24 protein-coding genes and 1 pseudogene are annotated in these 25,153 nt (G+C 64.3%); 16 read left to right on the plus strand and 9 right to left on the minus strand.

Translation table 11 applies throughout. The features are described 5' to 3' along the window. Positions 1-107: 107 nt before the first annotated feature. Positions 108-1,028: a LysR family transcriptional regulator gene (locus GTP55_RS18310; RefSeq protein ID WP_161046296.1), complete on the plus strand. Its 921-nt coding sequence runs from the start codon at positions 108-110 to the stop codon at positions 1,026-1,028. A 117-nt stretch (positions 1,029-1,145) separates the two neighbouring features. After that, complete coding sequence (locus GTP55_RS18315) at positions 1,146-1,397, plus strand: hypothetical protein (RefSeq protein ID WP_161046297.1); 252 nt, start codon at positions 1,146-1,148, stop codon at positions 1,395-1,397. A 46-nt stretch (positions 1,398-1,443) separates the two neighbouring features. On the opposite strand, the gene GTP55_RS18320 is transcribed toward GTP55_RS18315, so the two are convergent. Genes GTP55_RS18320 through GTP55_RS18330 form a run of 3 tightly spaced genes read right to left on the minus strand, consistent with a single transcriptional unit; the run spans position 1,444 to position 4,601 of the window. Further along, complete coding sequence (locus GTP55_RS18320) at positions 1,444-2,808, minus strand: Dyp-type peroxidase (protein WP_161046298.1); 1,365 nt, start codon at positions 2,806-2,808, stop codon at positions 1,444-1,446. After that, positions 2,808-3,506, minus strand: coding sequence for a hypothetical protein (locus GTP55_RS18325; RefSeq protein ID WP_161046299.1), 699 nt, complete (start codon positions 3,504-3,506; stop codon positions 2,808-2,810). The genes GTP55_RS18320 and GTP55_RS18325 overlap by 1 nt, the downstream gene beginning before the upstream one ends. 9 nt (positions 3,507-3,515) lie before the next feature. After that, on the minus strand, positions 3,516-4,601 hold the full coding sequence (locus tag GTP55_RS18330; protein WP_202423773.1) for a catalase family protein: 1,086 nt from the start codon (positions 4,599-4,601) through the stop codon (positions 3,516-3,518). A 143-nt stretch (positions 4,602-4,744) separates the two neighbouring features. Here GTP55_RS18330 and GTP55_RS18335 point away from each other — a divergent pair, with 143 nt between their 5' ends. Then, on the plus strand, positions 4,745-4,930 hold the full coding sequence (locus GTP55_RS18335) for a hypothetical protein (RefSeq protein ID WP_161046300.1): 186 nt from the start codon (positions 4,745-4,747) through the stop codon (positions 4,928-4,930). Beyond that, a complete protein-coding gene (locus GTP55_RS18340; RefSeq protein ID WP_161046301.1) occupies positions 4,927-5,886 on the plus strand; it encodes an alpha/beta hydrolase in 960 nt (319 codons plus the stop codon). The genes GTP55_RS18335 and GTP55_RS18340 overlap by 4 nt, the downstream gene beginning before the upstream one ends. Here GTP55_RS18340 and GTP55_RS18345 read toward each other — a convergent pair. Genes GTP55_RS18345 through GTP55_RS18360 form a run of 4 tightly spaced genes read right to left on the minus strand, consistent with a single transcriptional unit; the run spans position 5,872 to position 8,590 of the window. After that, positions 5,872-6,591 carry a hypothetical protein gene (locus GTP55_RS18345; protein WP_161046302.1) on the minus strand — a complete coding sequence of 240 codons (720 nt, stop codon included), beginning with the start codon at positions 6,589-6,591 and terminating at the stop codon, positions 5,872-5,874. The two genes, GTP55_RS18340 and GTP55_RS18345, sit on opposite strands and share 15 nt — an antisense overlap. A gap of 16 nt (positions 6,592-6,607) precedes the next feature. Continuing rightward, positions 6,608-6,814: a DUF2783 domain-containing protein gene (locus GTP55_RS18350; RefSeq protein ID WP_110850104.1), complete on the minus strand. Its 207-nt coding sequence runs from the start codon at positions 6,812-6,814 to the stop codon at positions 6,608-6,610. Continuing rightward, positions 6,811-7,596, minus strand: coding sequence for an SLAC1 family transporter (locus GTP55_RS18355; RefSeq protein ID WP_371868380.1), 786 nt, complete (start codon positions 7,594-7,596; stop codon positions 6,811-6,813). The genes GTP55_RS18350 and GTP55_RS18355 overlap by 4 nt, the downstream gene beginning before the upstream one ends. Further along, complete coding sequence (locus tag GTP55_RS18360; RefSeq protein WP_161046303.1) at positions 7,571-8,590, minus strand: GlxA family transcriptional regulator; 1,020 nt, start codon at positions 8,588-8,590, stop codon at positions 7,571-7,573. Before GTP55_RS18360 ends, GTP55_RS18355 begins: the two co-directional genes overlap by 26 nt. Positions 8,591-8,897: 307 nt before the next feature. Here GTP55_RS18360 and proV point away from each other — a divergent pair, with 307 nt between their 5' ends. From proV to GTP55_RS18390, 6 genes and pseudogenes are all read left to right on the plus strand, one after another. Then, positions 8,898-10,133 (plus strand): glycine betaine/L-proline ABC transporter ATP-binding protein ProV, encoded by a 1,236-nt coding sequence (gene proV, locus GTP55_RS18365; RefSeq protein ID WP_161046304.1) that lies wholly within the window; start codon positions 8,898-8,900, stop codon positions 10,131-10,133. Then, positions 10,130-11,179, plus strand: a pseudogene (gene proW, locus GTP55_RS18370) (glycine betaine/L-proline ABC transporter permease ProW); the annotation flags it as partial. The gene proV and the pseudogene proW, both read left to right, overlap by 4 nt. A gap of 27 nt (positions 11,180-11,206) precedes the next feature. Beyond that, positions 11,207-12,184: a glycine betaine/L-proline ABC transporter substrate-binding protein ProX gene (proX, locus tag GTP55_RS18375; protein WP_161046447.1), complete on the plus strand. Its 978-nt coding sequence runs from the start codon at positions 11,207-11,209 to the stop codon at positions 12,182-12,184. Positions 12,185-12,278: 94 nt separating this feature from the next. Beyond that, positions 12,279-13,784: a DASS family sodium-coupled anion symporter gene (locus tag GTP55_RS18380; protein WP_161046305.1), complete on the plus strand. Its 1,506-nt coding sequence runs from the start codon at positions 12,279-12,281 to the stop codon at positions 13,782-13,784. A gap of 2 nt (positions 13,785-13,786) precedes the next feature. Then, entirely contained in the window at positions 13,787-14,572 is a 786-nt protein-coding gene (locus tag GTP55_RS18385; RefSeq protein ID WP_161046306.1) for a CPBP family intramembrane glutamic endopeptidase, read from the plus strand. Continuing rightward, complete coding sequence (locus GTP55_RS18390; RefSeq protein ID WP_161046307.1) at positions 14,538-15,533, plus strand: 2-hydroxyacid dehydrogenase; 996 nt, start codon at positions 14,538-14,540, stop codon at positions 15,531-15,533. Before GTP55_RS18385 ends, GTP55_RS18390 begins: the two co-directional genes overlap by 35 nt. A gap of 9 nt (positions 15,534-15,542) precedes the next feature. On the opposite strand, the gene GTP55_RS18395 is transcribed toward GTP55_RS18390, so the two are convergent. Then, positions 15,543-17,657, minus strand: a complete 2,115-nt coding sequence (locus tag GTP55_RS18395) for a TonB-dependent siderophore receptor (RefSeq protein ID WP_161046308.1) — start codon at positions 17,655-17,657, stop codon at positions 15,543-15,545. A 164-nt stretch (positions 17,658-17,821) separates the two neighbouring features. On the opposite strand from GTP55_RS18395, the gene GTP55_RS18400 reads away from it, so the two are divergent. Genes GTP55_RS18400 through GTP55_RS18410 form a run of 3 tightly spaced genes read left to right on the plus strand, consistent with a single transcriptional unit; the run spans position 17,822 to position 19,749 of the window. Further along, positions 17,822-17,992: a hypothetical protein gene (locus tag GTP55_RS18400; RefSeq protein WP_161046309.1), complete on the plus strand. Its 171-nt coding sequence runs from the start codon at positions 17,822-17,824 to the stop codon at positions 17,990-17,992. Further along, positions 17,989-19,302 (plus strand): ATP-binding protein, encoded by a 1,314-nt coding sequence (locus GTP55_RS18405; RefSeq protein ID WP_161046310.1) that lies wholly within the window; start codon positions 17,989-17,991, stop codon positions 19,300-19,302. Before GTP55_RS18400 ends, GTP55_RS18405 begins: the two co-directional genes overlap by 4 nt. A 51-nt stretch (positions 19,303-19,353) precedes the next feature. After that, positions 19,354-19,749, plus strand: coding sequence for a CC0125/CC1285 family lipoprotein (locus tag GTP55_RS18410; protein ID WP_161046311.1), 396 nt, complete (start codon positions 19,354-19,356; stop codon positions 19,747-19,749). Positions 19,750-19,751: 2 nt separating this feature from the next. Here the strand turns inward: GTP55_RS18410 and GTP55_RS18415 are convergent, their stop codons facing one another. Continuing rightward, positions 19,752-21,374, minus strand: coding sequence for a tetratricopeptide repeat protein (locus tag GTP55_RS18415; protein WP_161046312.1), 1,623 nt, complete (start codon positions 21,372-21,374; stop codon positions 19,752-19,754). Between the two features lie 91 nt (positions 21,375-21,465). On the opposite strand from GTP55_RS18415, the gene GTP55_RS18420 reads away from it, so the two are divergent. From GTP55_RS18420 to GTP55_RS18430, 3 genes are all read left to right on the plus strand, one after another. Further along, positions 21,466-22,128: a response regulator gene (locus GTP55_RS18420; RefSeq protein ID WP_161046313.1), complete on the plus strand. Its 663-nt coding sequence runs from the start codon at positions 21,466-21,468 to the stop codon at positions 22,126-22,128. Beyond that, positions 22,125-23,408: an ATP-binding protein gene (locus GTP55_RS18425; RefSeq protein WP_161046314.1), complete on the plus strand. Its 1,284-nt coding sequence runs from the start codon at positions 22,125-22,127 to the stop codon at positions 23,406-23,408. The genes GTP55_RS18420 and GTP55_RS18425 overlap by 4 nt, the downstream gene beginning before the upstream one ends. A gap of 88 nt (positions 23,409-23,496) precedes the next feature. Beyond that, positions 23,497-25,128: a glycosyltransferase family 39 protein gene (locus tag GTP55_RS18430; protein WP_161046315.1), complete on the plus strand. Its 1,632-nt coding sequence runs from the start codon at positions 23,497-23,499 to the stop codon at positions 25,126-25,128. The last annotated feature ends 25 nt before the right edge of the window (positions 25,129-25,153 follow it).

A 25,153-nucleotide genomic window follows, 5' to 3' on the forward strand; every position in this document is an offset into this window, starting at 1 on the left:
GTGTCTCCAAAGATGGGCCTTCTTGGCGAGGCTGATTTTGTTGTGTCGCCATGATCCGCCAGGACGAGTGATTTGATAATCGCAATTACTTCGCGTATTCTTGCGTTATGCGCATCAATTACGACATTCTCGATTTACAGGCGTTCGTGGCAGTGGCGGAACGCGCCAGTTTCCGCCAGGCCGCTGCGGACGTGTTCCTGTCGCAGTCGGCACTGAGCCGGCGCATCGACAAGCTTGAGGAAAGTCTGGGCGTCAAGCTGTTCGAGCGCACCACCCGGCGCGTGCAGCTGACCAACGTCGGCGAGACTTTTCTGGTCAACGTCCGCACTGCGCTGGCGGGACTGGAAGACGCCGTACTGGGGATCGCCGAGCTGGCGGCGCACCGTACCGGGACGGTCACGCTGGCCTGCGTGCCGTCGGCGGTGTGGCATTTCCTGCCGGAGATCCTGAAGGAATTCAGCGCCCGCTATCCGCGCATCCGCGTGCGCATCCACGACGAGAGCGCCCAGGATGTGCTGAACCTGGTGCTGAACGGCGAAGCCGATTTCGGCATCAACTTCGCCGGCGCGGAAAATCCCGAGATCCACTTCGAGCCGATCCACGTCGAGAGCTACGTGCTGGCGATGCGGCACGATCATCCGCTGGCGCAACGCGCGCAATTGAGCTGGAAAGAGACGGTGGACCTGCGCTACATTTCGGTGGCCAAGTCCAGCGGCAATCGCAGCGTCATCGACGCCGCGCTGGCGGGCATCGAGAAGCATCCCATCATCTTCTGCGAGGTCAACCACGTCTCGGGCGTGCTGGCCCTGGTCGAATCCGGCATTGGCGTGGCGGCGGTGCCGGGCCTGTCTGTGCTGCCGGGGCGACAGGGTGGCCTGGTGGGCGTGCCGCTGGTGGACCCCGAAATCAAGCGCACGCTGGGCCTGATTACCAAGCGCGATCACAGCATGGCGCCGGCCGCACGGACGCTGTTCGACATGCTGACGGCGGCGCTGCTTGAACGTCGGGCGGGATCGCCGTCACTGTAGCCGCGTCTGACCACAAAACGAAACAAGTGCTACAAATTGTGAAAGATGGTCGCCTCATGCCCAAGGCCCGTTAGGATGGCCGCACATGCTCGGATTTACTGAGTTTCGGAGAGAGCCATGCTTCAATACTTGGTCCAGATAGACGCACCCGATGGCGTAAGCCACAGCTTCACACTGTCCAGAGAAGATATCGGGATACTGCGCAACGCCCCGGTCGGGCGCGCGGTCAGTCTCGAAAACTACATCGGCTATCTGACCGCCGATCGGCAACTGGCGTTGTCGCGGCGGCCTTCCCACGTCGAGACTGCGATCGTCAGCCATGCCGAGCTATGCAGAAAGCTTGACGAGTCCGGCAATCTGGCCGACTAGGCCAGTCCGGCTGCGGACTCGCCGCTGCGGAACTGCGCTCAGTGCTTCAATGCGCTTCGGCGATCCACTTCAAGGCGCTCAACGACGGCATGAACAGGTATTCGCCGCCGCGCAGCCGGTTGAAGGTGGTGATGCCGTCGACGCGCCGGCGCACCGGCGTTTCCGGGATGGTGAAGCTGCCCGGCGTCTGGTGCAGTCCCACCATCGGATCGCGCTCGGTGGCGAGGTCGATGAAGTTGCCGCGGTTGATCCATTCCTGCTGGAAGAACTCGATGGTGTCGTAGGCGCGCGCGCTGATGAAGATGAAAAAGATGCCGCGTTCGCCCTTGTCGTCGCTGGCAGTCAGTTCGCGCCGCCATTTCGGCCCGAACGTCGACGAGCGGCGAATGATGCGATGGATGTTGACGTCGGTGAGAATGGTCAGCTGGCTGTCGCGCGGATTCAGCCGGCGCATGTGCGCGGCGTGCGGGCACATCAGGCCGCGCGGGTCTTTTGAAAAATCGAAATCGTTGTTGCGCTTGGGATCGGCGCCGAGTTCAGGATCGTCGTGCTCCGGCGCCAGCGTCAACGGCGCGCCGCTGCGCCAGCGGCCGACCAGCTTGGCCGCCAGCAGGTCCTGCGCCGCTTCATCTTCGGCCTCGCTGCGGACGAAGTCGTTGAAGGCGCCGGCCTGGCTCTCGTACTTGCGCAGCACCACGAACGACCCGTTGCGGCCCAGTTCCGGCGGCTCCGGCATTGCCACCGGCGCGCCGGTTTCGCTGTTTTCGCCCAGGATGAATTCGCCGGCTGCAATCGACCGTTCCTGGCCCGGCAGCGGCGCGACGCCGCTGCCGGCGATGGCCGGTTGCGAGATCGAGTCGCGGAAGCCGAAGGGATTTTTCGCTTCTTCATCCGCTCCAAAGACGTGCTTGCCAACCAGCGTGACGCCGTGTGAGCGTTCCAGTTCGCCCATCGCCTTGCCGATTGCGACATCCAGCGCGGCTTCGTCGCGGGCATAGATGGTCAGCGCGATATGGCAGATGCCCGGCTGGAACGCGTCGTCCCAATGTTCCGGCGCATTGCTGCCGACATCGCGCAGTTGTTCGGCACGTTGGGCCATGCCTTGCTGGAACGGCAGCGGAAAGCTGGTGAGCGAAGACTCGGGCACGCCGAGCGCCTTCAGACCCTGGAAGCTCAGCGCCATACCCATCCAGGCGTCGCGGTCGTCGGTCCAGCCGGCGGCCGAGGGAACGTGCTCGGCCATGCGGCGGATCAGGTCACGGCCGCCGGCAGCGTCGTCGATGTGCAGCATCGCGTGGATGCCGACATAGGGTTCGGGCCGCGCGCGCAGGATCAGCGCCTGGATATCGTCCAGCGCCAGCGTCACGTGTTCGCGCACGAATCGCGCCTTGAGATCGGTGAGGAAAGTCATCAGTAGTCCACTCCCTGCGGCTGCGCCAGCGCCGCGCTGAGCGTCTCCAGTGCTTTGCGCGTGGTCTCATCCTGCGGCGGGTGGGCCGACATCTCGTCCAGGAACGCCGTCAGCGCTTTGTCCATGCGCTGGAAGCGGCGCGTGTCCACCACCGTTACCTGCGGATTGGCGACGAACCAGCCGGCGGCGTCGATCTGGTGGCCGGCGATGAAGTCTTTCACGGCCGGGCTGTCGATGCCTGGCCAGCCTTCGATATTGGCGAACAGCAGATCCATCAGCTCGGGAATCTTGGTGGCGAAGTCGTTGATGTAGCTGTCCCAGTCGCCGTCGTAGGTGGTGGCGAACAGGATGCGCGTGTCGTCGTCGAAGAACACGAAGCGCATGTCGTGCAGCGTGGAGACGCGCTGCGCGCCGTCCATGTTGCCGTTGGTCAGATCGAAGATGCGGCGCAGGCGTTCAGCGCCGCCCGGCTTCAGCGGCGCGATCGCGGTCAGTTCCGAGACATTGCCGGATTGTTTGCCGACGCGGCCTGCGGAATTGGCTGTGCCCTTGAGGTCTGGATTATGCTTGCGCACCAGGGCCTCCAGCGCGATCTTGGCCAGGTGGGGAGCGTCGTGGGCGACGGCGTCGATTTTGCGGCGGATCGCTTCCAGGCTGGTTTCGTCGGCCAGGCGCGGGTCGGGATTGTGGTCGGTCATGGTGGTCCTTTAATCGGGAATGTCGGAAGATTGGGCTGGCTCGACGCGCGGCTGTGCGTTCATGCTGTGACGGAAGGCGGTCGAGCGTTCGTAGGCGGCGCGGCGGATGCGCATGATGCCGCCCAGCGGCTGGTGCGCCGTAACGCCGTTCCACGGATTGAAAGACAGCACGTCGTCGCCGTAGACCTGGCGCGCCGGGTGCGCGGTCGATTGCGGCGCGAACCGCAAGGTGGCCAGCGGGCGGTGCGGCGACAGTTCTTCCGGCCAGGCGATGGCGGCGTCTTCCACCGGCATGCGCGTCAGGTCCGTGCACAGTTGGGCGGTAAGCGTGTATTCGGCGCCGTGCTGGGCAAAGTGGTCGCTGATCACGTCGCGCAAGGTGGCGTAGCCGACATCGTCAACCGGCTGGCCGATGAGGCGGCGCACGCTGTCCGAACTCGGTTGCAGCGCCAGCTTGGCGATATAGTCGCCGAAGCGGATGGCCGCTTGTGTGTGGTAGGTCTCGCCCAGCGGATGATGGTTGTCGCGCGCCAGGCCGTCGAGCGTGGCGCCGGGCGTGCCGCCCAGGCTTTCGAGCAGCTGTTTGGCGCCGTGCGCCGTGCCTGCCACCAGCCGCTGGAAGGTGTCCGGCGCGTGGGAATTGGCTTCCAGCAGCGTCAGCATCTGTTTGTATTTGGGGATGGTGCCGAAGGCCAGGGCGGGGAAGTTCACCATCAGGAAATCCTGATTGTTGCCGCCAATTTCCGGCGCCAGGCGCTCACCATCCACACCGATAATCTTCAGCGCGAAGCCGCGCGCCGCCGGGATTTTGTCGGAATGGATATCGCTTGGCGCCGACGACAGGCGGGCCACCACCTGGTAGGTGCCGGGCTTGGCGAAGACGCCCTGGCGCAGTTCCGCCGGCAGGTCGTCATGGATGGTGAGTTCGCCCTTGAGCAGGCCGTTGGACTTGGCGTGCGCGTCGCGGATGGCGTGGCGGTGGCGTTCGAAGGCGCAGCGCGATGAGGCTGCCATCTGTTCAACGATCTGCGTGATCAAGGCCGTTTCTTCGGCGCCGATCACTTCGATGTCTGGGGTGTAGGGTAGGGGAGTCAAATTATTCCTTTGAAGACAAATAAACGAACGACGGTGCTTTTTTGTTTTATTAAATTACCATTCTTTCGTTTTTGCCAGCGGACGATTGCCGCGTTCGTGTGCGGTCGCACAATGTCCCCAAGGCATTTATGCGATAGTTAGGCATGGATATTAAAATGACACCCCGTTCGGATGCGCAACAGGCATCGGTCGTTCGCGAAGGAATTGAATGGTCGCGGACGTATGGTCAGCGCAGCGCCGCCGCGTTTCTGTTATTCCGCAAGGTGCCGCGCGCGGTGGTTGAGCGGATTCTTGCCGATGCCTGTCGCAAGGAAGATCTGGCCCCATGAGCATGGTGCTGGATGGCGCAACCCTGGAAGATGCGCGCAGCTTCAACCGCAAGCTGCATTGGGCGCCGCGCTTCAAAATCAACAATCGGGTGGTTCCGCTGCTGATCCAGTCGCTGCTGCGGCTGTCGCAGTTCGGCGCCGACGCCAAACTGGCGCGGAACGGCATCCGTGTCGCCAGTTACTGGGCGCACGCAGACGGATTGAAGGTGCCAGTGCGCGTGCTGCGCGGCGCCATGCCGGCACGTGGCGTGGTACTGGATTTTCACGGTGGCGGCTGGGCCATCGGCAATGCGGCGATGAACGATCAGCTCAACGCTGGCCTGATCAGTGCCTGCAACGTGGCGGTGGTGTCGGTGGACTACCGGCTGGCGCCGGCAGCGCCGCTGGCGGCTATCATCGATGATTGCCTGGCTGCGGCGCGGTGGCTGCTGGACGGCGGACTTCCTGAATTTGATGGCCTGCCGGTCTACATTCTTGGCGAGTCGGCAGGCGGCCATCTGGCGGCGACGACGCTGCTGCGGCTCAAGCACTGGCCAAATTTGCTGCGCCGCATCGACGGCGCCATTCTGTATTACGGTGTCTACGATTTGGCGGGTACGCCGGGCGTGCGCCAGGCCGGCGCCGACACGCTGGTGTTGCACGGCCCCAGCATGCTCGATTCGCTACGCTTGCTCACGCCGGGACTCACCGATGAACAACGCCGGGAAGCGCCGCTATCGCCGCTGTATGGCGACTTGTCTGGCATGCCGCCGGCGCTGATGTTCGTTGGCGAGCGCGATCCCTTGCGGGACGACACCACACTGATGGCCGAACACTGGCGCGCTGCGGCAGCCGTCGAATGCCATCTGTTGCCGGAAGCGCCGCACGGCTTTATCCGTTTTCCAACCCGCACGGCCGCGCAAGTGCGGCAACGGGTGTACGAGTGGATACGCGAGCGGCGCTTACTTTCCGAGTAGCCGCAGCGATTCTTCCCAGTTGCCTTGCCAGGCATGCAGGAAGTCGTGCGTTTTGAAGGCGCGTTTCAGCGGCCCGATGGGCGTGCGATACACATCATGCAGGCCGAGCGCCAGCGTGACGGGATTCCAGACCGCATTGCGTTTGGATTTTTTTGCGCTGGCTTTCACCCGTGCGCCATCGTCGCCAAAGATGCCGATCGCATCGTCCAGCGAACGGTCCAGGTCCAGCCGCACCATGGCGGCAAACGCCAGCAGCACTTCCTGCTTGCTGATGCCGGCCTGCGATTCCTGCGATTCCGGCGGCTTAGGTGGCGGCGCCAGCGCCGCTTGCGCATCCTGTTTCAGCTTGGCGGCCAGCCGCTCAAGATCCCGCTTCTGGAAACGCAATTGATCGAGCGGGCGGCGGAAGCCTGGCTCGGGCAGCCGCGCCGGCAGTTTGTAGGCATCCTTGGTGAAGGTGATCAGCACGTCTTCGCTGCCGGCCGCCAGGCGCGCAATGTCGTCCTGGAAGAAGATCGGCGCGGCGTAACCGCCGTTGGCGTCGCCGAACAGCTCGGGATAAGCCGCATCGTAGTCCAGCCATACCACCGGCGTCAGTTCGTGCTCAAGCAGCATGGCCAAGGTCCACGGCTCGCCGGTTTGATGTGCCAGCCAGGCGCAGGCTTCTTCAGTGGTGGCCCTGAAAGGTAAGTCGATATTATTCATGGCCGTTATGATACACCTAGCTGCTGGCTTCCACGGTCACGCGGGCCAGGGCGAAGGCTTGCCGCAGCACCGCCAGGTCGCCGATGTGATTCGCCAGCAGCAGCACCATTTGCGCATCCAGCATCTTGCTTTGCGCTTCAGTCAGGTCGTGGTGCGACTCGGTCAGCATGTCGTAGAAGTCGTCGTAGTCGTCCAGATTCTGCTTCAGGTTGAGGGCGTTCATGCGCGCACCTCCGCCATGGCGCACAGTGAGCGGATCGCCAGCGCGACAATGGTCAGCGACAGCACGATCAGCAAGGTCACGGCCAGCAGTTCCAGTCCAAGCCCGCCGACTGCGCCGGCGTAGTTCAGAGCCGCGCTGCTCAGGGCCGCCATGGGAAAGCCAATCGCCCACCAAGACAACGAAAACGGCGGTGGCTTGCGCACCAGTCGCCAAGCGATGATCACAAACAGGAACAGGCCAAAGTAAAACAGCAGCGCCGCAAAGCGGTCGACCGTCTGCACCAGGTTGACGTAGGCGACGAAGCCCACCGCGAACGGTGCCATCAAGATCATCTTGGACGGTCGCATGGCGTCGGCCATCGGCGCCTGATGCACCAGGCGAGAGAAGATCAGCACGAAGAACACCAGGGCGCTGACGCCGCCGATGGCAGCCGCCAGCAAGTTGATCTCGCGCGCCCAACGACCGGGCAGGCCGCCGCCGGTGACCACGATGTCCAGGCTGCCGACGCCGGCAATCAGCCAGGCCGGCGCCACGCTGGCCGGCGCGGCGTTGCCGTTCAACAGGCGGCCGATCATGACCGCACTCAGCGCCAGCGTGACGGCGACGCCGATGCTCCACATCAGCCATTGCGCGCCGCTGCTGTAACTGGCCACTACGCTGGACAGCAGCAAGATGCTGATGCCGATGGTGCCAAAAAAGCTGCTGGTCACCGGATGGTCGAATTCCTGCCGCACGGCGGCCGTGTGCCGTATCAGTTTATGCAGATAGCCAACCACCAGCACGGCAAACAGCAGCAGCGCGACGATGCCGATGCTGTCGGAGATGGCGATGCCTACACCATAGCGCTTGCTGGCCAGTGGTATCCAGCTGGCGCGAAAAAATCAGCCGCATCTTCTCGGCGGTGTTGAAGCCGCAGCGGAAGGCGACGGTTTTCAGCGGCACATCAGTCTCTTCCAGCAGCTTGCGGGCGAAGTCGATCCGCACCTGGTCCACAAACACCGACGGCGTAACATGGGCGTGCTTGGCAAACGCGCGCGAGAAGGTACGGCGGCTGACGCCCACCGCATCGGCGATCTCTTCGATGCTGAGCGGCTCGGTGATATGGTCGGTGACGTATTTCAGCACCCGCGCCACCAGCGAGTCCTGGTCCGGGCCGACCGCCAGGTACGGGCTGTACTGCGACTGGCCGCCATCGCGGCGGATGTACACGATCAGCCGCTTGGCCACCTTGAGCGCCAGTTCATGCCCCCAGTCCTCGGCCACCAGCGCCAGGCACAGGTCGATGCCGGCGCTGACGCCGCCGCAGGTGAACAGGTTGCCGTCGCGGACAAAGATCTTGTCGGGCCGGACGATCGAGGAGGGGAACTGCGCCACCAGCCGTTCGGCGTGATCCCAATGCGTGGTGATTTCGCGGCCGTCCAGCAGGCGCGCATGGCCCAGCAAGAACACGCCATTGCAGATGGCGCCGAAGCGCTTGGCGCGGCGCGCATGCAGGTTGAGCCAGTCGGCCAATGCGGCCGCCGGCCGATAGTCCTGATAGCGCGGCCCGCCGGCCACCAGCAGCAGATCGCTGTCCGCGTGAAAATTCAGGTAGTCGCAATGGACCTTGAAATCCATACCGCTGGAGCTGGTCACGCCGTCCGGCCGCTCGCCGACCAGCGTGGTTTGATAGTGGTCTTTCTTCGGCAAAAAGCGGTTTGCCTCGGCAAACACATCCAGCGGCGCCGCCACATCCAGCGCCTGCACTCCGTCCAGCATGACCAGCGTAACCTTCATTTCAATCCAATATTTTGCAGCGCAATGTTCGCTGGCGAACACTATCTACGCATTCCAATCTGGAAAGTCAATGGACTTCCGTAAGGGTTTCACGTATAATTGATGCGTTTTTACAACACCCATGGGCCAAGCGCCCGCCCCAGCGTGGCTAAAAGTCCTGAGCCCCAGCTTCTTTTGGCACGCATTTGACATTCCGGTATACCGGCTCCGCTCCGGTCCCCGTGTCTTTTTATCCCGTTGATTCCCATCGCAGGCTGACGGCCAGCGAGGTGTCATTCCATTCGCCAAAACGAAGGAGAACCACATCGTGGCTAAACAAATCATCATTGACCAGGTCTTTAAAGTATTCGGCGACCAGCCGGAACAGGCACTGGCACTGGTCCGCAAAGGCGCCAGCAAGCAAGACATTCTGGCCAGGACAGAATGCACCATTGGCGTGTTCGACGCCAGTTTTACCATTGAAGCCGGCGAGATCTTCGTCATCATGGGCCTGTCCGGGTCGGGCAAGTCGACCCTGGTGCGCATGCTCAACCGCTTGATCGAGCCGACCGCCGGCCGCATCCTGATCGACGGCAACGACATCAACACGTTGCCGGACGCGCAGCTGCGCGCCTTGCGCCGCAAGGACATCAGCATGGTGTTCCAGTCGTTCGCGCTGCTGCCGCAAATGACCGTGCTCGACAACACCGCCTTCGGCATGGAGCTGGCCGGCATGCCGAAAGCCGAGCGCCACGCGCTGGCGCGGCAAGCGCTGGAGCAGGTCGGCCTGGCCGCCTATGCCGGCAGCTATCCGGATGAATTATCTGGCGGCATGCAGCAACGCGTCGGCCTGGCCCGCGCGCTGGCGTGCGATCCATCGATTCTGCTGATGGACGAGGCGTTCTCCGCGCTGGACCCGATCATGCGTACCGAGATGCAATCGGAACTGCTGCGCCTACAACAGATCAAGCGCCGCACCATCGTCTTCATCTCCCATGATCTTGATGAAGCCATGCGCATCGGCGACCGCGTCGCCATCATGAAGGATGGTCATGTGGTGCAAGTGGGCACGCCGGAAGAAATCCTGCGCAAGCCGGCCAACGATTACGTGCGCAGCTTTGTGCGCGGGGTGGATGCGGCGGCTGTCTTCAAGGCCAGCGATATTGCCCGCAAGAGCCAGATCGTGGTGTCGGAGTCGCCAACGCGCGGTGCGCGGGCGGCCCTGTCGATGCTGGAAGAGCAGGACCGCAGCTACGCCTATGTGGTCGATCCCAAACGTAAATTCCTTGGCCTGGTGTCGGCCGATTCGCTGCGCGATGCGCTCGATGGTCACACCGGTCCGCTGGGCCTGGCCCATGCGTATCTGCCGGAAGTGCAGTCGATTAACGCCAACGATCCCGTTGCCGGCCTGTTCGGCCAGGTGGCGCAGCTGCCTTACGCCGTGCCCGTGGTGGCCGATGACGGCAGCTTCCACGGCGCGATCAGCAGGACGACGTTGCTGAAGTTCCTCGACCCCGATACGCCCGCCATTGCCGAGCCACAAACACAGAAAGGACTCGCATGAATCCAAGCACCGTTAACGCCGTAGAACCTGTTGTTGAGCACACCGCGCAGGTCAACCCATGGCTGCCATCTGCGCCGGCCGATACTGCCTGGCTCGACGCCGCCAAGCCGGCCGTCACTCCCGAGCACGCCGGCGGCCTGCACCTGGCACAAATCTTCGACGGCAGCCTGCCGCTGGAATCCTGGATCAATCAAGGCCTGGGCTGGGTGGTCGAACATTGCCGCCCGTTCTTCCAGACCGTGCGCGCGCCGATCGACGCCACGCTCAACGGCGTCGGCGCCTTGCTGCTGGCGGCGCCGTCGCTGGTGGTGATCGCCATCATCGGCTTGCTGGCCTGGCAGTTCACCAGCCGCGCGCTGGCGGTCGGCACCGTGCTGGCGCTGCTGGTGGTGTCCATGCTGGGCGTGTGGCCGGAAGCGATGATTACCTTGTCGCTGGTGCTGACTTCGCTAGCGTTCTGTCTGTTGATCGGCCTGCCGCTAGGGATCTTCCTGGCCAGCAGCGACCGCGCGCAGAATATCCTGCGACCGCTGCTGGACGCCATGCAGACCACACCAGCCTTTGTGTACCTGGTACCGGTGGTGATGCTGTTCGGTATTGGCAATGCGCCGGGCGTAATCGTGACCATCATCTTTGCGCTGGCGCCGCTGGTGCGGCTGACCAATCTCGGCATACGCCAGGTGCGTCCGGACCTGATCGAAGCGGCACGCGCCTACGGTGCGTCGCCGTGGCAGTTGCTGACCCGCGTGCAGTTGCCGCTGTCCATGCCGTCGATTATGGCCGGCATCAACCAGTCGCTGATGCTGTCGTTGTCGATGGTGGTGATCGCCTCGATGATCGCGGTGGGCGGCCTGGGCCAGATGGTGTTGCGCGGTATCGGCCGGCTGGACATGGGCCTGGCCACCGTCGGCGGCCTGGGCATCGTGCTGCTGGCCATCACGCTGGACCGTCTGACGCAGGCGATGGGGCAGCCGCGCCGCGGCGTGCGTCACTGGTACCAGACCGGCCCGGCCGGCCTGGTCCTGCGCCTGTTGCGCAACGGTCCGGTGCGCGGCCGGTTCCAATGGCTGTCGATGCTGGCGCTGAGCGTGCTGGTGCTGACCACCAGCCTGGCCATGGCGCAAGCGCCGAATGACGGTTTGCCCGGCAAGGGCGTCAAGGTGCAGGCGCTGCAAAGCTCGATGGCCGAAGAAACCTTCCAGACCATGCTGGTCGACCGCGCGCTGGAAAAGCTGGGCTACGAGCCGCAGCCGATCAAGGAAGTCGACTATCCGGCTGCGCATATCGCCATCGCCAACGGCGACGCCACCTTCCTCGCGGTGCACTGGGACCCTTTGCATCAGGACTACTACAACAACGCCGGCGGCGACGCCAGGCTGCTGCGCACCGGCCAGTATGCCGGTCCGGCCGCGCAGGGCTATATGATCGACAGGGCCACTGCCGACAAGTACAACATCAGCAATATCGAACAGTTGCGCGATCCCGGCCTGGCCAAGCTGTTCGACCACGACGGCGACGGCAAGGCCGACCTGACCGGCTGCAATCCCGGCTGGGGCTGCGAGGCGATGATCGAAAATCACCTGGACGCCTACCAGCTGCGCGCCACCGTCAAGCATGTGCAGGGCAGCTATGCCGCGCTGATGGCCGACACCATCGGCCGCTATCGGCGTGGCGAACCGATCCTGTACTACACTTGGACGCCGTACTGGGTGAGCGGGGTGCTGGCGCCGGGCAAGGACGTGGTCTGGCTGCAGGTGCCGTTCTCGGCCAATCCGCAGCACGCCAGCACGCGGATGGATGACGGCAGCGACTATGGCTTCGCGGTCAACACCACGCGCATCGTGGTCAACCGCGCGTGGGCCGAGCAGAACCCCGTCGCCGTCAAACTGTTTGAGGTGATGCGGCTGCCGATTGCCGACATCAATGCGCAAAACCAGCGCATGCGCGACGGCGAAAGCTCGCAGGCCGATATCGCGCGCCATACGGACGGCTGGATCAAATTCCACCAGCAGCTGTTCGATAGCTGGATCGCGCAGGCGCTGAAACGCTAGGATCAAGCGTCCAGATCAAGTAGCGGCGTATCTCTTGCCTATTAAACATTTCACTCCTGTATGATCTGATCATCTTGTCAGTGAAAGGTTGTCCATGCTGTCCAAGCTGTCCGCCATGTTCCGCTACTTCAATAGCGCCGTGCCGTTTCGTCTGGTACCGGCGCTGATTGCCACCGCTGTCCTGTTTGTGCTGCTGGCGCTGCCGTGTCCCGCCGGCCTCGATCCCAAGGCGTGGGCGCTGGTGGCGATCTTCCTCACCACGATCGTCGCCATCATCCTCAAGGTCATGCCGATCGGTGTGATGGCGTTGATGGCGATCGTCATCGTGGCGCTGTCGCAAGTCACCTCCAACTCATCCAAGGGCGCGATGACCGATGCCCTGAGCAGCTTCGCCAGCCCGCTGATCTGGCTGATCGTGGTGGCGGTGCTGATCTCGCGCGGCCTCAAGAAGACCGGGCTGGGCAGCCGCATCGGCCTGATCTTCATCGCCATGCTGGGCAAGCGCACCATTGGCATCGGCTACGGCCTGACGGTGTGCGAACTGGTGCTGGCGCCGTTCACGCCGAGTAATACTGCGCGCGGCGGCGGCATCGTCCACCCGATCATGAAATCAATCGCCAATGCCTTCGATTCCGATCCGGCCAAGGGCACGGAAGGCAAGGTCGGCACCTACCTGGCGCTGGTGAATTACCACGCCAATCCGATCACCTCCGCCATGTTCCTCACCGCCACGGCGCCCAATCCGCTGGTGGTAGACTTTGTCGCCAAAGCCAGTCACCAGAGTTTTCATCTGAGCTGGACCACGTGGGCGCTGTGCATGCTGCTGCCGGGCCTGGTCTGCCTGCTGCTGATGCCGCTGGTGATCTACCTGCTGTCGCCGCCGCAGTTGAAAGCGACGCCGGACGCGGTGCAATACGCGCGCGGCGAACTGGACCGGATGGGGCCTCTGGCGCCAAAAGAAAAAGTCATGCTCGGCACCTTTGGCCTGCTGCTGGTGCTGTGGGCCAATGTGCCGGCCATGATTTTCGGCCCGGCATGGACGCTGGACCCGACCGTGGTGGCCTTCCTTGGCCTGTTCGTATTGATCATCACCGGCACGCTGGACTGGGACGATGTGCTGTCCGAAAAAAGCGCCTGGGATACGCTGATCTGGTTCGGCGCGCTGGTCATGCTGGCGGAACAGTTGAACAAGCTGGGCGTGATCGGCTGGGCTGCGCTGGCGATGAAGGATGCGATCGTCGCGAGCGGCATGGGGTGGTTGCCGGTCGCCACCGTGCTGCTGCTGGCCTTCGTCTTCTCGCATTACCTGTTTGCCAGCACCACCGCGCACATCAGCGCCATGCTGTTCGCCTTCCTGTCGGTCGGTGCGCAATTGCTGCCTCAGCCATACCTGGTGCCGTTCCTGTTGCTGATGACGGCCGGCTCGGCCATTATGATGACGCTGACCCATTACGCTACCGGCACCTCGCCGATCATCTTTGGCAGCGGCTACGTCACCATGGGCAACTGGTGGCGCGTCGGCTTCGTCATGTGCGTGCTGGAGTTGCTGGTGTTTGCCGTGGTCGGCGGCGCCTGGTGGAAACTGCTGGGGTATTGGTAACGATGAAAAAAATCCATATCACCTTGCCGCTGGCGCTGATCGCGCTGGCGGTCTGGCTGGGCCTGACGCTGGGCCTGGTTCGGCTGCAAGCCGGCGGCATCGGCCTGTCCTGGCTGCTGGCGGCGCTGTTTGCCTTGCTGGTGTCACTGGCCGGCAACGAACGGCGCATCAGCGGGCTGCACGCGCCGTCCCCACTGCGGTCGTGGTGGCTGGTTTCGCCAATATTGCTGTACTCGCTGCTGATGCTGGTGGTGGCATGGGCCGGCGGCTGGCCGGCGCCCAAGGCCTTGCTGTTGGTGGCCGGCAACGCCGCGCTGGTGGCGCTGTCGGAAGAACTGATGTTCCGCGCCATCCTGTTGCAGGGCCTGCTTGACCGTTACGCCATCTGGCCTGCCGTGTTGCTGTCGTCGGCGCTGTTTGGCGTGGCGCACACGGCCAATGGCCTGGCCACGGGCGACCTGGGCGGCGCGCTATGGCAGGCCACGGCGGCCTTTCTGCAAGGGATCGTCTATGCGGCGATCCGCTTGCGTACCCGCTCGGTGTGGCCGATGATGGTGGTGCACGGCGTGTGGGATTTTGCGCTGGTGTCGTCGATCCAGGGCGCCACGGCGGGCGATGAAGCGTCGATATTGCCGTACGCGGCGCTGCTGGCGGTGCTGCCGCTGTGCCTGTACGGCGTCTACCTGCTGCGCGGCAGCCAGCGCGCGCAGCTGCAGCAAGAATTTCAATTGCATGACGTGAAGGGCAAGGACCATGAAGACAGCCGTATTCAGCACACGCCGTTATGACAAGACCATGCTGGCGCGGGCCAACGCCGCCGCCGGCCATGAGCTGCGCTTCCTGGAAGACCGCCTGACCGCCGCCAGCGCGCCGCTGGCCGCCGGTTGCGAGGCCGTCTGCGTGTTCGTCAACGACAGCGTCGACGCCGAGGTGCTGGCGATCCTGGCGCAGCAGGGTGTGCGGCTGGTCGCCACGCGTTCCACCGGCTACAACCAGATCGACGCGGCCGCCGCCGAGCGGCTCGGCATCGCCGTGGTGCGGGTGACCGACTATTCGCCGTACTCGGTGGCCGAGTTTGCCGTCGGCCTGCTGCTGGCGGTCAACCGCAAGATCGCCCGCGCCAGCTGGCGCACGCGCGAAGGCAACTTCGACCTGGAAGGCTTGATGGGCTTCGACCTGCACGGCAAGACCGTGGGCGTGATCGGCACCGGCAAGATCGGCACCATCTTTGCGCGGATTTTGAGCGGCTTCGGCTGCACCTTGCTGGGCCATGACCGCTACCCGTCGGCCGCGTTTGAGGCGCTGGGCGGCCGTTACGTGTCAGTCGATGAGTTGTTGGCCAGCAGCGACGTGGTGTCGCTGCATTGTCCGCTGACCGAGGAGACGCGCCACATCGTCAACGCCGCATCGCTGGCGCGCGCCAAACGCGGCAGCATCCTGGTCAACACCAGCCGGGGCGGACTCGTCGACACCGAGGCCGCCACCGAGGCGCTGAAGACCGGCCAGTTGGGCGGGCTGGCGATTGACGTCTACGAACAGGAAGCCAATCTGTTCTTCCAGGATCTGTCGTCCACCATTATTTGCGACGACGTGATCCAGCGCCTGGTGTCGTTCCCGAACGTGATCGTCACCGGCCACCAGGCGTTTTTCACGGAAGAGGCGATCGGTCAGATCATGCAGACCACCATCGACAGCATCAGCGCGTTCGAGCGTGGCGAGGCGCTGGTCAACCGCATTCCCAAGTCCTGATGCACCGGCTTACAGGTCAACCTTCATGGTCAGCTTGACGGTGCGCGGTGCACCGGCTGCCAGACGGGTGCCGGCCGCTGCCCAGTACTGCTTGTCGCCCAGATTTTCCACGTTGATCTGCCAGGTGGTGCGCTTGCCCAGCGTTTGCGTGATGTAGCGGCCACCGACGGTGAACAGCGTCACGCCGCCCAGGAACGCCTGATCCAGATCGTTGACCGGACGACGGCCGGTGTAATACGCTCCGCTGTTCAGCGACAGGCCCGGCACATGGTCGTCAAACGCATACGACAGGAAGGCGCTGGCGGTGTGTCTGGAAGCGTTTTCCGGCAGCTTGCCGTTGTAGGCATCGCTGATCTTGCGGAATTCCGGATTCAGCAGCTGGGCCGACGTCTGCCACGCCAGGTTGCGCGTCAACTGGCCCTGCGTCGACAGCTCCACGCCGCGATAGTGCTGTTCGCCATCGGCCACAAACACGTTGGCCGTGTTGGTGTAATAGCCGGGACGATTGATATCGAACAGCGCCGCCGACAGCAGCGTGCCGCCCGGCGCGCGCCAGCGCATGCCCAGTTCCTTCTGCCTGCTGACGCCGGGCGCCATACGCTCGTTCTGGTTGATGGTGCCGGTCGGCGCCGCTTCGCCTTCCTCCAGGCCTTGCGCCGCCGAAGCGTAGAACGACAGATCGGTCAGCGGACGATAGATGACCGCCGCCATTGGCGTGGTCTTATCGGCGGTGTAGTGGTTCAGGCCCTGATCGCTGTTGTAATTGACCTTGCGCACGCCGCCGATGATTTGCCACTGCGGCGAGAAGGTCAGGCGGTCGAGCGCGTAGATGCCGGTGTCGCTGGTGTCCAGCGCGGCTGTGGTGGGCGAGGTCGGCTTGGCGCTGTAGGTGATGCTGGTGATCGGTACCGGGTCGTACAGATTCTGCGCGGCCACCGTGTAGTTGCTCTGGTAAATCGGATCCTGGCTCTTCTCGGTGCGGCTGACGCCGAACGTGATTTCATGCTTGACCGGGCCGGTGACGGCGGTGCCGAACAACTCGGCGCGCAGGCTGTCCGAGCCGACCTGAAGGTGTTGCTGGTTGCCGGTGATGCGGCCGGCGCCGGTGGCGACCGTGGCGTTGCTGGTAAAGCGGAAGATCGCCAGATTGCGGTCACGCGCCACTTCCGAATGGCCGCCTTCCAGCGTCAATGCCCAACCGTCGCCCAGCGCATAGTCGGCGCGCAGTGCGGCGACCTTGCTGGTAGCGTCGAACTTGGCCATCTCCGGGCCCACCAGGCGCGAAGGATCGACCGCGCGCGGCAGCGTGATGACGCCATTGACGGCGGTCGGCAGCGTCACGGCGGCTTCCTCGGTGACCTTGCGGTGATCGTATTCCAGGTCGGCCTTCAGCAGCAGGCGGTTGTTGACGCGCCAGTCCAGCGCGGCTGAAGCGAACTGGCGGTTGCCGTTGCCGACGTTGTCGAGGAAAGTGCCGAGCGAACCGCCGGCGGCGTTGATGCGCACGCCGAATTCGTTCTGCTCGCCGAAGCGGCGGCCGACATCGACATTGGCCACGGCGGTACCCTTGTCATCCAGCGTCAGGCCGGCGCTGGTGACCGGCGTATTGCCGGCCCGTTTTGTGACAAAGTTGACCACGCCGGCCGGCGAAGTGAAGCCGTAGTACAGCGCCGACGCCCCTTTGAGCACTTCGACGCGCTCCTTGTTCTCCATCGGCACCTGGGAGAAGTTCATGATCGGCAGCGAGCCATTGAGGCGGTAGTTGGTGCGGTTTTCCACGTCGATGCCGCGAATCACCAACTGGTCCCAGGTGTCGCCGCCGTTTTGCTGGCGGGTGACGCCGGCGGTGTTGCGCACCGCGTCGTACAGGCCGCCGGCGGCCTGGAGGTCCAGCACTTCACGCGTGATGACGTTGACGGTGGAGGGCACTTCCATCACGTCCGAACCACGGAAACTGCCGGCCTCGACCGTGTTAGGCGTGAAGCCCTGCGCGCGGGCGGCGGTAATCTGCACCGCCTTCAGGACTTGCTCGTCCTCCGTCTGGGCCATGCCAGGCAAATGCGCGCAAGCCAGTGGCGCGGCGAAGAACAGATAGAAGAAACGCGGTCGGGAGATGTTGGACATGAAGAAAAGGGTCGGAGAAAAATACAGATCATATTGCAAATGCGACTCATTCGCAAATGTGACTGATACGTAGCAGCACGTCGCAACCTGGTCGGCCTGGCGTTAATACGCCGTTAATAAAGCATTTCGTACACTGCCGGCAGGTAATGAAGCGAGGTGCAGTGATGCGATTGCTGTTGATAAAAAGCGCGCCCATGAGCGGTGAAAGCAGGGAAGACGTGCTGCGCAGGGAAGATTACGCTGGCGACTACGTGCACGACGGCGACGGCAAAAAGCCGGGCAACCGATTTATCCAGGCCATTCGTGACGTCGGCCACGAACCCGCCAGCGCATGAAGACCATCCGCACCCGTCTGCTGCTGGGACTGATGACCGGCACGCTGGGATGCACGCTGGCTGCCGTCATGTTGCTGTACATGCTGGCCGACCACGAGGCCGACGAACAGTCGGACCAGCGTCTGCGCCAGCTGACGTGGTCGTTGCCGTTGCACGCGCCGGCGCCATGGCGGCTGCCGCACGACAGCGATCCGGACGACCAGTTCGAGGTGCAGGCCTGGAATACCGGGCAGCAGCCGGTGCATGTGTCGCAGCGTGCGCCGGCGCTGCCGTTGCCGCAACCGCAGGGCTATGTGACGGTCAGCTATCGCGGGGAACGCTGGCGCGTGTATGCGGACGTGGTGGCCGGCTACCATGTGCAGGTGTCGCAGCCGATTGCGATTCGCCAGCGGGTGGTGGCGCATATGGCCCTGCGCATCGTGCCACCGCTGTTGTTGCTGCTGCCGGCCATGGCGATGCTGATCTGGATCGTGGTCGGCCGCGCGCTGCAACCGCTGGAACGGTTGACGCAGGCAGTGCGTGACCGCACGCCGGCCGCCTTGCAGCCGTTGGACGACGACGGCCTGGCGCCTGAGCTGCTCCTGATCGTGGCGGCGCTCAACGGCCTGCTGCGCAAGGTGGCGGACGCCATCACCACGCAGCGCAATTTTGTGGCGGATGCGGCGCACGAACTGCGCTCGCCGCTGACCGCGCTCAAGTTGCAGCTGCAACTGGCCGAGCGCGCCGTCGATGATGCCAGCCGTCAGGCCTCATTCCGCAAACTGCACGAGCGGCTAGACCGCGCCACCCATCTGGTGCAGCAGTTGATGACGCTGGCGCGGCACGAACAAAGCGCCATGCCGCCAGCTTGCACCGATTGCGACCTGCTGCAAATCGCCCGCCAGGTGGTGGCCGATCACACGATGTACGCGGACAGCCGCCGCATTGACCTCGGTCTCAGCGCCGATGCGCAAGCAGTCCGGGTGAGCGCGCATATGGAAGGGCTGGCGATCATGCTGAGCAATCTGGTGGACAACGCGCTGCGCTACACGCCGCAGGGCGGCCAAGTAGACGTGATGGTCGGCTATCAGCAAGGCCGTGCTTTTCTGCGCGTTGGCGATAACGGTCCCGGGGTGCCGGAAGCAGAACGCGAACGTTTGTTCGACCGTTTCTATCGGCCGGACGGCAACGAGGTGTGGGGCAGCGGCCTTGGCCTGTCGATCGTCAAGAGCGTGGCCGATGCGCACAACGCAACGCTGGCTATGCATGACTGTAGTGGCGGTTGCGGACTAATGGTGACAGTGCTGTTCCCACAGCCTGTAAGCGCGTAGAGTAGCGTAATGCTGCTAGCCGCATAGAGGATATCTATTGAGGAGTAAAGCATGAAAACCAGGCTCGCTTTCATTTTGGCGTCTGCAGCCCTGTTGGCCGGCTGCGCGACGGAATATCAGCCGCATAACAGCGAAGGGGGCTATAGCGAAGCACCGATCGAACCGGGTGTATGGCGCGTCAAAATTGCCTCCACGCCGTACACACTGCAACAGCAGATCCAGGACTTCTCCCTGCTGCGCAGCGCGGAGCTGACGCTGCAACAGGGTTACAGCCACTTTACGCTGGCGGCGCCGGACGGCAAGGCCAGCGCCCAGCCAGGGCCGGACGTGGTGGTGCGGATGTTCAAGCAGCGGCCGAAGGAGGGCGCCGTCCAGTACGATGCGCGTGCCGTATGCAGCCAGCTGGGAACTCGCTACGAGGTGACGTGCCGTGACCGTCCCCAGTGAGCCTAGCGCAGTGTCTGAAGCGTGGCGTCGGCGGCTAGCAGGGAGGCGCGCCGTGGCTGATCCGCGCTGTCGGCGATTGTCAGCAATTGCTGGAAGTAAGTTCGCGCTGTGGGCAAGTCGCCCGCACGGCTTGCCGCCTGCGCCGCACCGTACACCGACCAGTAGCGGTTGGGCTGCTTGACAAGCGTGGCCTTGAATTGGACCAGCGCCTGTTCCGCACGTGACAGGTCCAGCAACAGCTCACCCAGCATTTCGCGCGCCGGCACGAACGGACCGGGCGTGATCGATGCCAGTTCCGTAACGTCTTCCATTTCTGCAGCGCGGGTCAAGGCGCTCAGCGCCGTCGCGTTGTCGCCGTTGGTGCGGGCCAGTTGCGCCGCCACTTCCAGCCGTTGAATCTCGGTTTGGTCGGACCAGTAACCGTCTTTGGCGCCGCGCAGGCGCTCGCGGATATCGGCCAGGCTGGCGATCGATGCCTCGGCGACCGCCGTATTGCCGAGGTGCGCAGCGCCCAGGCCACGGGTAAAAATCGTGATGGCATCGGCATAGGGAAATGGCGTCGCACGCGGCGTCAGGGCCAGCGCCGCCGCCCAGTCGCGGCGCTCCAGGCAGTAGCGCGCGGGAATGGCGGCGTTGGCAAAAAAAGCCGCTGACGCCGGCGCCGCGCCGTTTGCATTGGCCGGGTCAAAGCGCTTGAAGATGTCGGCTGATGTTTGCACCAGTTTTCTCGCGGCCTCGTCCTGCGCCGTTTGCAGATAGGCATAGACCATGTAGTCGCTGGCGTGGAGCTCGTCCGCCGGCTGGCCGGCTTTGCGGGCAGCCGTTGCCGATCCCTGATTGGTCGCGATCGACGCCTTCCAGTCGCCCATGCGCGTGAAGGTATGCGACGGCATGTGCAGCGCATGTGGCGTGGCCGGCGCGATCTCGCCATAACGGCGGGCGGCTTCCGCAGCGCGCGCGGCCAGTTCCGGTTCGTCATAGGCGTGAATGATGTAGTGCGCCAGCCCAGGGTGATCGGGATATTGCACGAACAGCGCTTCCAGCATGGCGCCGGCCTTGAGCTGCTTTTCGTAGCGCTTGTCCGCCGGATCGGCCGCCGCTGCCAGCGCCAGCGCATGGAAGATGCGTGCTTCGGCATCGTCGGGAAAGGCGGCGCTGAGCTTGTCCATTGCCCGTTCATACGCGTTCCAACGCGCCGCCTGCCCGCTGCGCCCGCTGTCGACGTACAGATGGGCGACGGCCTCCAGGTATGCCCGCTCACGCGCCGTGGCTGGCGCTTTGGCCCTTCCGGCCTCGACGGCCTGTAGTCCCTGCGCCAATTGGCCGGGCGATTTGAAGTTGGCGAACGGATTGCTCCAGCTGCTGAGGGCAATGCCCCAGTAGGCGATGGTGCAGTCCGGCTCCTTGGCGAGGATGGCGCGAAAGCCGTCAATCGCCAAGCCAAACTGGAACGAATGCATGAGCGCCACCGCACGATTGAATTCGGGTTGCACCGAAGGGCGGCAAGAGGTCTCGAAGCTTACCGTGCCCAGCGCCGCCGTTGTACCGTGATGCCCGTGCTGGGCCATGGCATAGGGCGCGGTCAGGGTGACGAGCAAACCGGCTGTGGCGGCAAAGCGGCGCATGAGGATCTCCTGGTTGGCGGGGTACCTCGGCAGTGTAAACCTGTTTGACGCCGCCGCCGGCTGTACACTATCGGTTTTTGGAGGAAATCCGGTGCGGCTGCTGTTGGTGGAAGACGATCCGATGATCGGCGAGAGTATCAAGGATGGTCTGCTGGGCGAAAGCTACGCCGTGGACTGGGTGCGCGACGGCCAGGCGGCCGATGTGGCGCTGGCCACCATTCCCTATGACTTGCTGCTGCTGGACCTGGGCCTGCCGCGCAAGCAGGGTATGGACGTGCTGACCGCCTTGCGCGCGCGCGGCAACGGCCTGCCGGTGCTGATCATCACCGCGCGCGACAGCACGCCGGCGCGGGTGGCAGGCCTGGACGGCGGCGCCGACGATTATCTGGTCAAACCCTTCGACCTGGACGAACTGCTGGCCCGCATCCGCGCCTTGCTGCGCCGCCGTGTCGCCCGCACGCGGTCGCTGGTGTTGCACGGCGCGCTGACGCTGGACCTGGCCAGCCACGAGGCGCAGTTTGAGGGCGCGCCGGTCAAACTGTCGGCGCGCGAGTTCGCGCTGCTGCGGGTGTTGCTGGACGATCCGGGCAGCGTGATCTCCAAAGCACAGCTGGAAGACAAATTGTACGGCTGGAATACCGAAGTCGAGAGCAATACGGTCGACGTCTACGTGCACCGGCTGCGCAAGAAATTCGGCGCCGACTTCATCAAGAACGTGCGCGGCGTCGGCTACAAGGTCAAGCCCGCGCCATGAAAACCATCCGTCAACAACTGTTAATCGGCCTGCTGTGCGCGACGCTGGCGTGCGTGCTGGGCGCCGGCACCACCTTGTACCGCTCGCTGCTGGCGGAGACCAATGAATTGGCCGACCTGCAACTTCGGCAACTGGCGATCGCGCTGCCGGGCGGCGCCCCGGAGGGCAGCCACGACCCGGAGGAAGCGTTCGTCTTGCAGGTCTGGAACAGCAGCGGCGCGCTGGACATGCCCAGTGCCGGCGGACTGGCGCCGCTGCCACGTTACGATGTGCAAGGCTATCGGGATGTGATCTGGAACGATGCCGCCTGGCGGCTGTACGGACAAGAGCTCGGCGGACGCTATGTGCAGGTGGCGCAGCCGCAGGCCGCGCGCGACCATCTGGCACGGCACATGGCGTGGCGCACCGGGCGGCCGCTGCTGGCGATAGCCGTGATTTTCGCGCTGCTGGTGCTGGCGGTGGTGGGCCGGGCGCTGCGTCCGCTGTATCGGCTGGCGGAGGCGGTGGGCGACCAGTCGGCCACCGCCTTGCGGCCGATCGACCCCGACGGCATGGCGCCGGATTTGCGCCCGGTGGTGGTCGCGCTGAACGGGTTGATGAGCAAGTTCGAGGCGGCGATGGCCGCGCAACGCACGTTTGTCGCCGACGCCGCGCATGAGCTGCGCTCGCCGCTGACCGCCCTCAAATTGCAGCTGCAACTGGCCGAACGCGCCGGCACTGCCACCGAGCGGGCGCTGGCGCTGGCCAAGCTGCATGAACGGCTGGACCGCGCCAGCCATCTGGTGCAGCAACTGCTCAGCCTGGCGCGGCATGAGTCCGAGCAGGGGGCGGCGCAGTTGCAGCCGGTGGATGTGGGTGCGCTGCTGGCCAGCGTGGTGGCCGACCATTCGGCGCTGGCCGACAGCCGTGACATCGACCTCGGGGTCGAAGATTCCGCGCCGCTGGTGTTGCAAGCCGAGCGCGAGGGCCTGCGGGTGCTGCTGAATAACCTGGTCGACAACGCGCTGCGCTACACGCAACGGGGCGGCCGGGTCGATCTGCTGACCGGCGTGGAGCAGGGCAAACCTTTCCTGCGCGTGCGCGACAACGGGCCCGGCGTGGCGCCCGAACATCGGGCCCGCCTGTTCGACCGGTTCTTCCGTCCGGACGGCAATGAAGTCTGGGGCTGCGGCCTGGGCCTGTCGATCGTGCGCAACATCGCCAACCACCACCGGGCCGATATCCGCCTCGACGACGGCGAACTCGGCAAAGGGCTGAGCGTCACTGTGATTTTTCCCTGACAAAGACGAGGCGCTGACGCATGCTTTAACACACTGTTAACAGTGGTTGCATTAAACTGCGTTCACATTTTCGTCTTTCGTCTCCTCCATGCCTGCTTTTTTCCGTTCCAGGACAGCGCAGTATCTGCTGGCTGCCGTCTTTATCGTGTTTTCCCTGCTGGTGCTGAACCTGCGCACGCTGATCCCGCCGGATGAGGGCCGCTATGCCGAAATGGCGCGCGAAATGCTGCTGACCGGCGACTGGGTCACCACGCGCCTCAACGGCATCAAGTATTTTGAAAAGCCGCCGCTGCACACCTGGATGAGCGCCGTCTCGTTCGCCCTGTTCGGCATCGGCGACTGGCAGGCGCGCCTGTGGAATGGCGTGTGCGGGATGGTTGGCGTGCTGATGGTGGCTTATACCGGACGGCGCGTGTTTGGCGGCCGCGCCGGCCTGTATGCCGCACTGGTGCTGGGTTCCATGCTGTTCTGGGCGGCGGCGTCGCAATTCAATTCGCTGGATTTGCCGGTGGCCGCCACCATGGCGCTGGCCTTGTGCGCGCTGCTGATTGCACAGCTGGATGACACCGATATGACGCAGCGCCGCCGCTGGATGCTGGTCTGCTGGGCGGCCATGGCGCTGTCACTGCTGGCCAAAGGGCTGATCGGCATCGTGCTGCCGGGCGGCGTGCTGTTGATTTATGCGCTGGTGAGCGGCGACCGTGGCATCTGGCGCCGCCTGCATCTGGTGTCCGGGCTGCTGGTGTTCCTGCTGCTGGCGCTGCCGTGGTTCCTGCTGGTGGCGGCGCGCAATCCCGAGCAGCCGCAGTTCTTCTTCATTCATGAGCACTGGGACCGGTTTTTCCTGAAGACGCATCATCGCGACGGCCCGTGGTACTACTTCCTGTTGCTGCTGCTGCCGGCCACCATGCCCTGGCTGGCGACCTTGCCGGCCAGCCTGGCCGCCGCGCGCAAGCGGGTGGAAGGGCGCTTCCAGCCGGCGCGTTTGCTGCTGGTGTGGACTGTCTTCATCCTGCTGTTCTTCAGCTATTCCAGCTCCAAGCTGCCGGGTTATATGTTGCCGGTGTTCCCGGCGATGGCGCTGCTGGCCGGTGCTTATCTGGACCGCGCCTCGCGCAACGCCGCCCTGAGTGCGCCCGCCTTGCTGGTGGTCGTTGGCGTTGCCGGCGTGGTGTGCATGCGATTCTTCCCCATCATTAACCTGCCGCTGTTGGGCGGCGCCTTTGGCGCGGCGATTGTCTGCGGCGTGGCGGCCGGCATGGCGGAATGGCGCGGGCAGCGCACCGCCATGATAGTGCTGGCAGCGCTGGGCGGCTGGATGCTGACGCAACTGAGCATGACCGCCTACGAAAGCCATGGACGCCAGCAGGCCGGCCGCGACGCCGCCCTGGCGATCCGCGCCGAGCTGAAGTACGACACGCCGGTGTACTCGGTCGGCACGTACGAGCAGTCGATGACGTTCTACATGGGCCACACGGTGATACCGGTGGCCTACAGCGGCGAACTGGATTTCGGCCTGCGGCAGGAAGCATGGCGCGGCGTGGCGTCGATGGACGAGTTCTACGCGCGGTGGCTGTTGAGCGCCGGGCGCGGCGGGCCGCAATACGCGATTGTGCGCGAGGATCTGTACGGCGCGATGCGGCTGCGCGGCCTGCCGATGGTGGAGCGCGCGCGCGGCGACGGCATTGTGGTGGTGGCCTCGCCTTTAATACTTCGTTAATGAAGCCTCTGGCACAATCGCCGGT

The organism is Duganella margarita (assembly GCF_009857535.1).
Classification (GTDB): domain Bacteria; phylum Pseudomonadota; class Gammaproteobacteria; order Burkholderiales; family Burkholderiaceae_D; genus Rugamonas; species Rugamonas margarita.

Excerpts from the sequence above, each read along its gene's own strand:
- GTP55_RS18415 (WP_161046312.1), bottom strand. The coding sequence starts at position 21,374 with ATGCGCCGCTTTGCCGCCACAGCCGGTTTGCTCGTCACCCTGACCGCG.
- GTP55_RS18360 (WP_161046303.1), bottom strand. The coding sequence starts at position 8,590 with ATGAAGGTTACGCTGGTCATGCTGGACGGAGTGCAGGCGCTGGATGTG.
- GTP55_RS18380 (WP_161046305.1), top strand. The coding sequence starts at position 12,279 with ATGCTGTCCAAGCTGTCCGCCATGTTCCGCTACTTCAATAGCGCCGTG.
- GTP55_RS18410 (WP_161046311.1), top strand. The coding sequence starts at position 19,354 with ATGAAAACCAGGCTCGCTTTCATTTTGGCGTCTGCAGCCCTGTTGGCC.
- GTP55_RS18430 (WP_161046315.1), top strand. The coding sequence starts at position 23,497 with ATGCCTGCTTTTTTCCGTTCCAGGACAGCGCAGTATCTGCTGGCTGCC.
- GTP55_RS18325 (WP_161046299.1), bottom strand. The coding sequence starts at position 3,506 with ATGACCGACCACAATCCCGACCCGCGCCTGGCCGACGAAACCAGCCTG.
- GTP55_RS18395 (WP_161046308.1), bottom strand. The coding sequence starts at position 17,657 with ATGTCCAACATCTCCCGACCGCGTTTCTTCTATCTGTTCTTCGCCGCG.
- GTP55_RS18390 (WP_161046307.1), top strand. The coding sequence starts at position 14,538 with ATGAAGACAGCCGTATTCAGCACACGCCGTTATGACAAGACCATGCTG.
- GTP55_RS18310 (WP_161046296.1), top strand. The coding sequence starts at position 108 with ATGCGCATCAATTACGACATTCTCGATTTACAGGCGTTCGTGGCAGTG.
- GTP55_RS18315 (WP_161046297.1), top strand. The coding sequence starts at position 1,146 with ATGCTTCAATACTTGGTCCAGATAGACGCACCCGATGGCGTAAGCCAC.
- GTP55_RS18425 (WP_161046314.1), top strand. The coding sequence starts at position 22,125 with ATGAAAACCATCCGTCAACAACTGTTAATCGGCCTGCTGTGCGCGACG.
- GTP55_RS18385 (WP_161046306.1), top strand. The coding sequence starts at position 13,787 with ATGAAAAAAATCCATATCACCTTGCCGCTGGCGCTGATCGCGCTGGCG.
- GTP55_RS18350 (WP_110850104.1), bottom strand. The coding sequence starts at position 6,814 with ATGAACGCCCTCAACCTGAAGCAGAATCTGGACGACTACGACGACTTC.
- GTP55_RS18335 (WP_161046300.1), top strand. The coding sequence starts at position 4,745 with ATGGATATTAAAATGACACCCCGTTCGGATGCGCAACAGGCATCGGTC.
- GTP55_RS18400 (WP_161046309.1), top strand. The coding sequence starts at position 17,822 with ATGCGATTGCTGTTGATAAAAAGCGCGCCCATGAGCGGTGAAAGCAGG.
- GTP55_RS18405 (WP_161046310.1), top strand. The coding sequence starts at position 17,989 with ATGAAGACCATCCGCACCCGTCTGCTGCTGGGACTGATGACCGGCACG.
- GTP55_RS18345 (WP_161046302.1), bottom strand. The coding sequence starts at position 6,591 with ATGAATAATATCGACTTACCTTTCAGGGCCACCACTGAAGAAGCCTGC.
- proX (WP_161046447.1), top strand. The coding sequence starts at position 11,207 with ATGCTGGCGCTGAGCGTGCTGGTGCTGACCACCAGCCTGGCCATGGCG.
- GTP55_RS18340 (WP_161046301.1), top strand. The coding sequence starts at position 4,927 with ATGAGCATGGTGCTGGATGGCGCAACCCTGGAAGATGCGCGCAGCTTC.
- GTP55_RS18320 (WP_161046298.1), bottom strand. The coding sequence starts at position 2,808 with ATGACTTTCCTCACCGATCTCAAGGCGCGATTCGTGCGCGAACACGTG.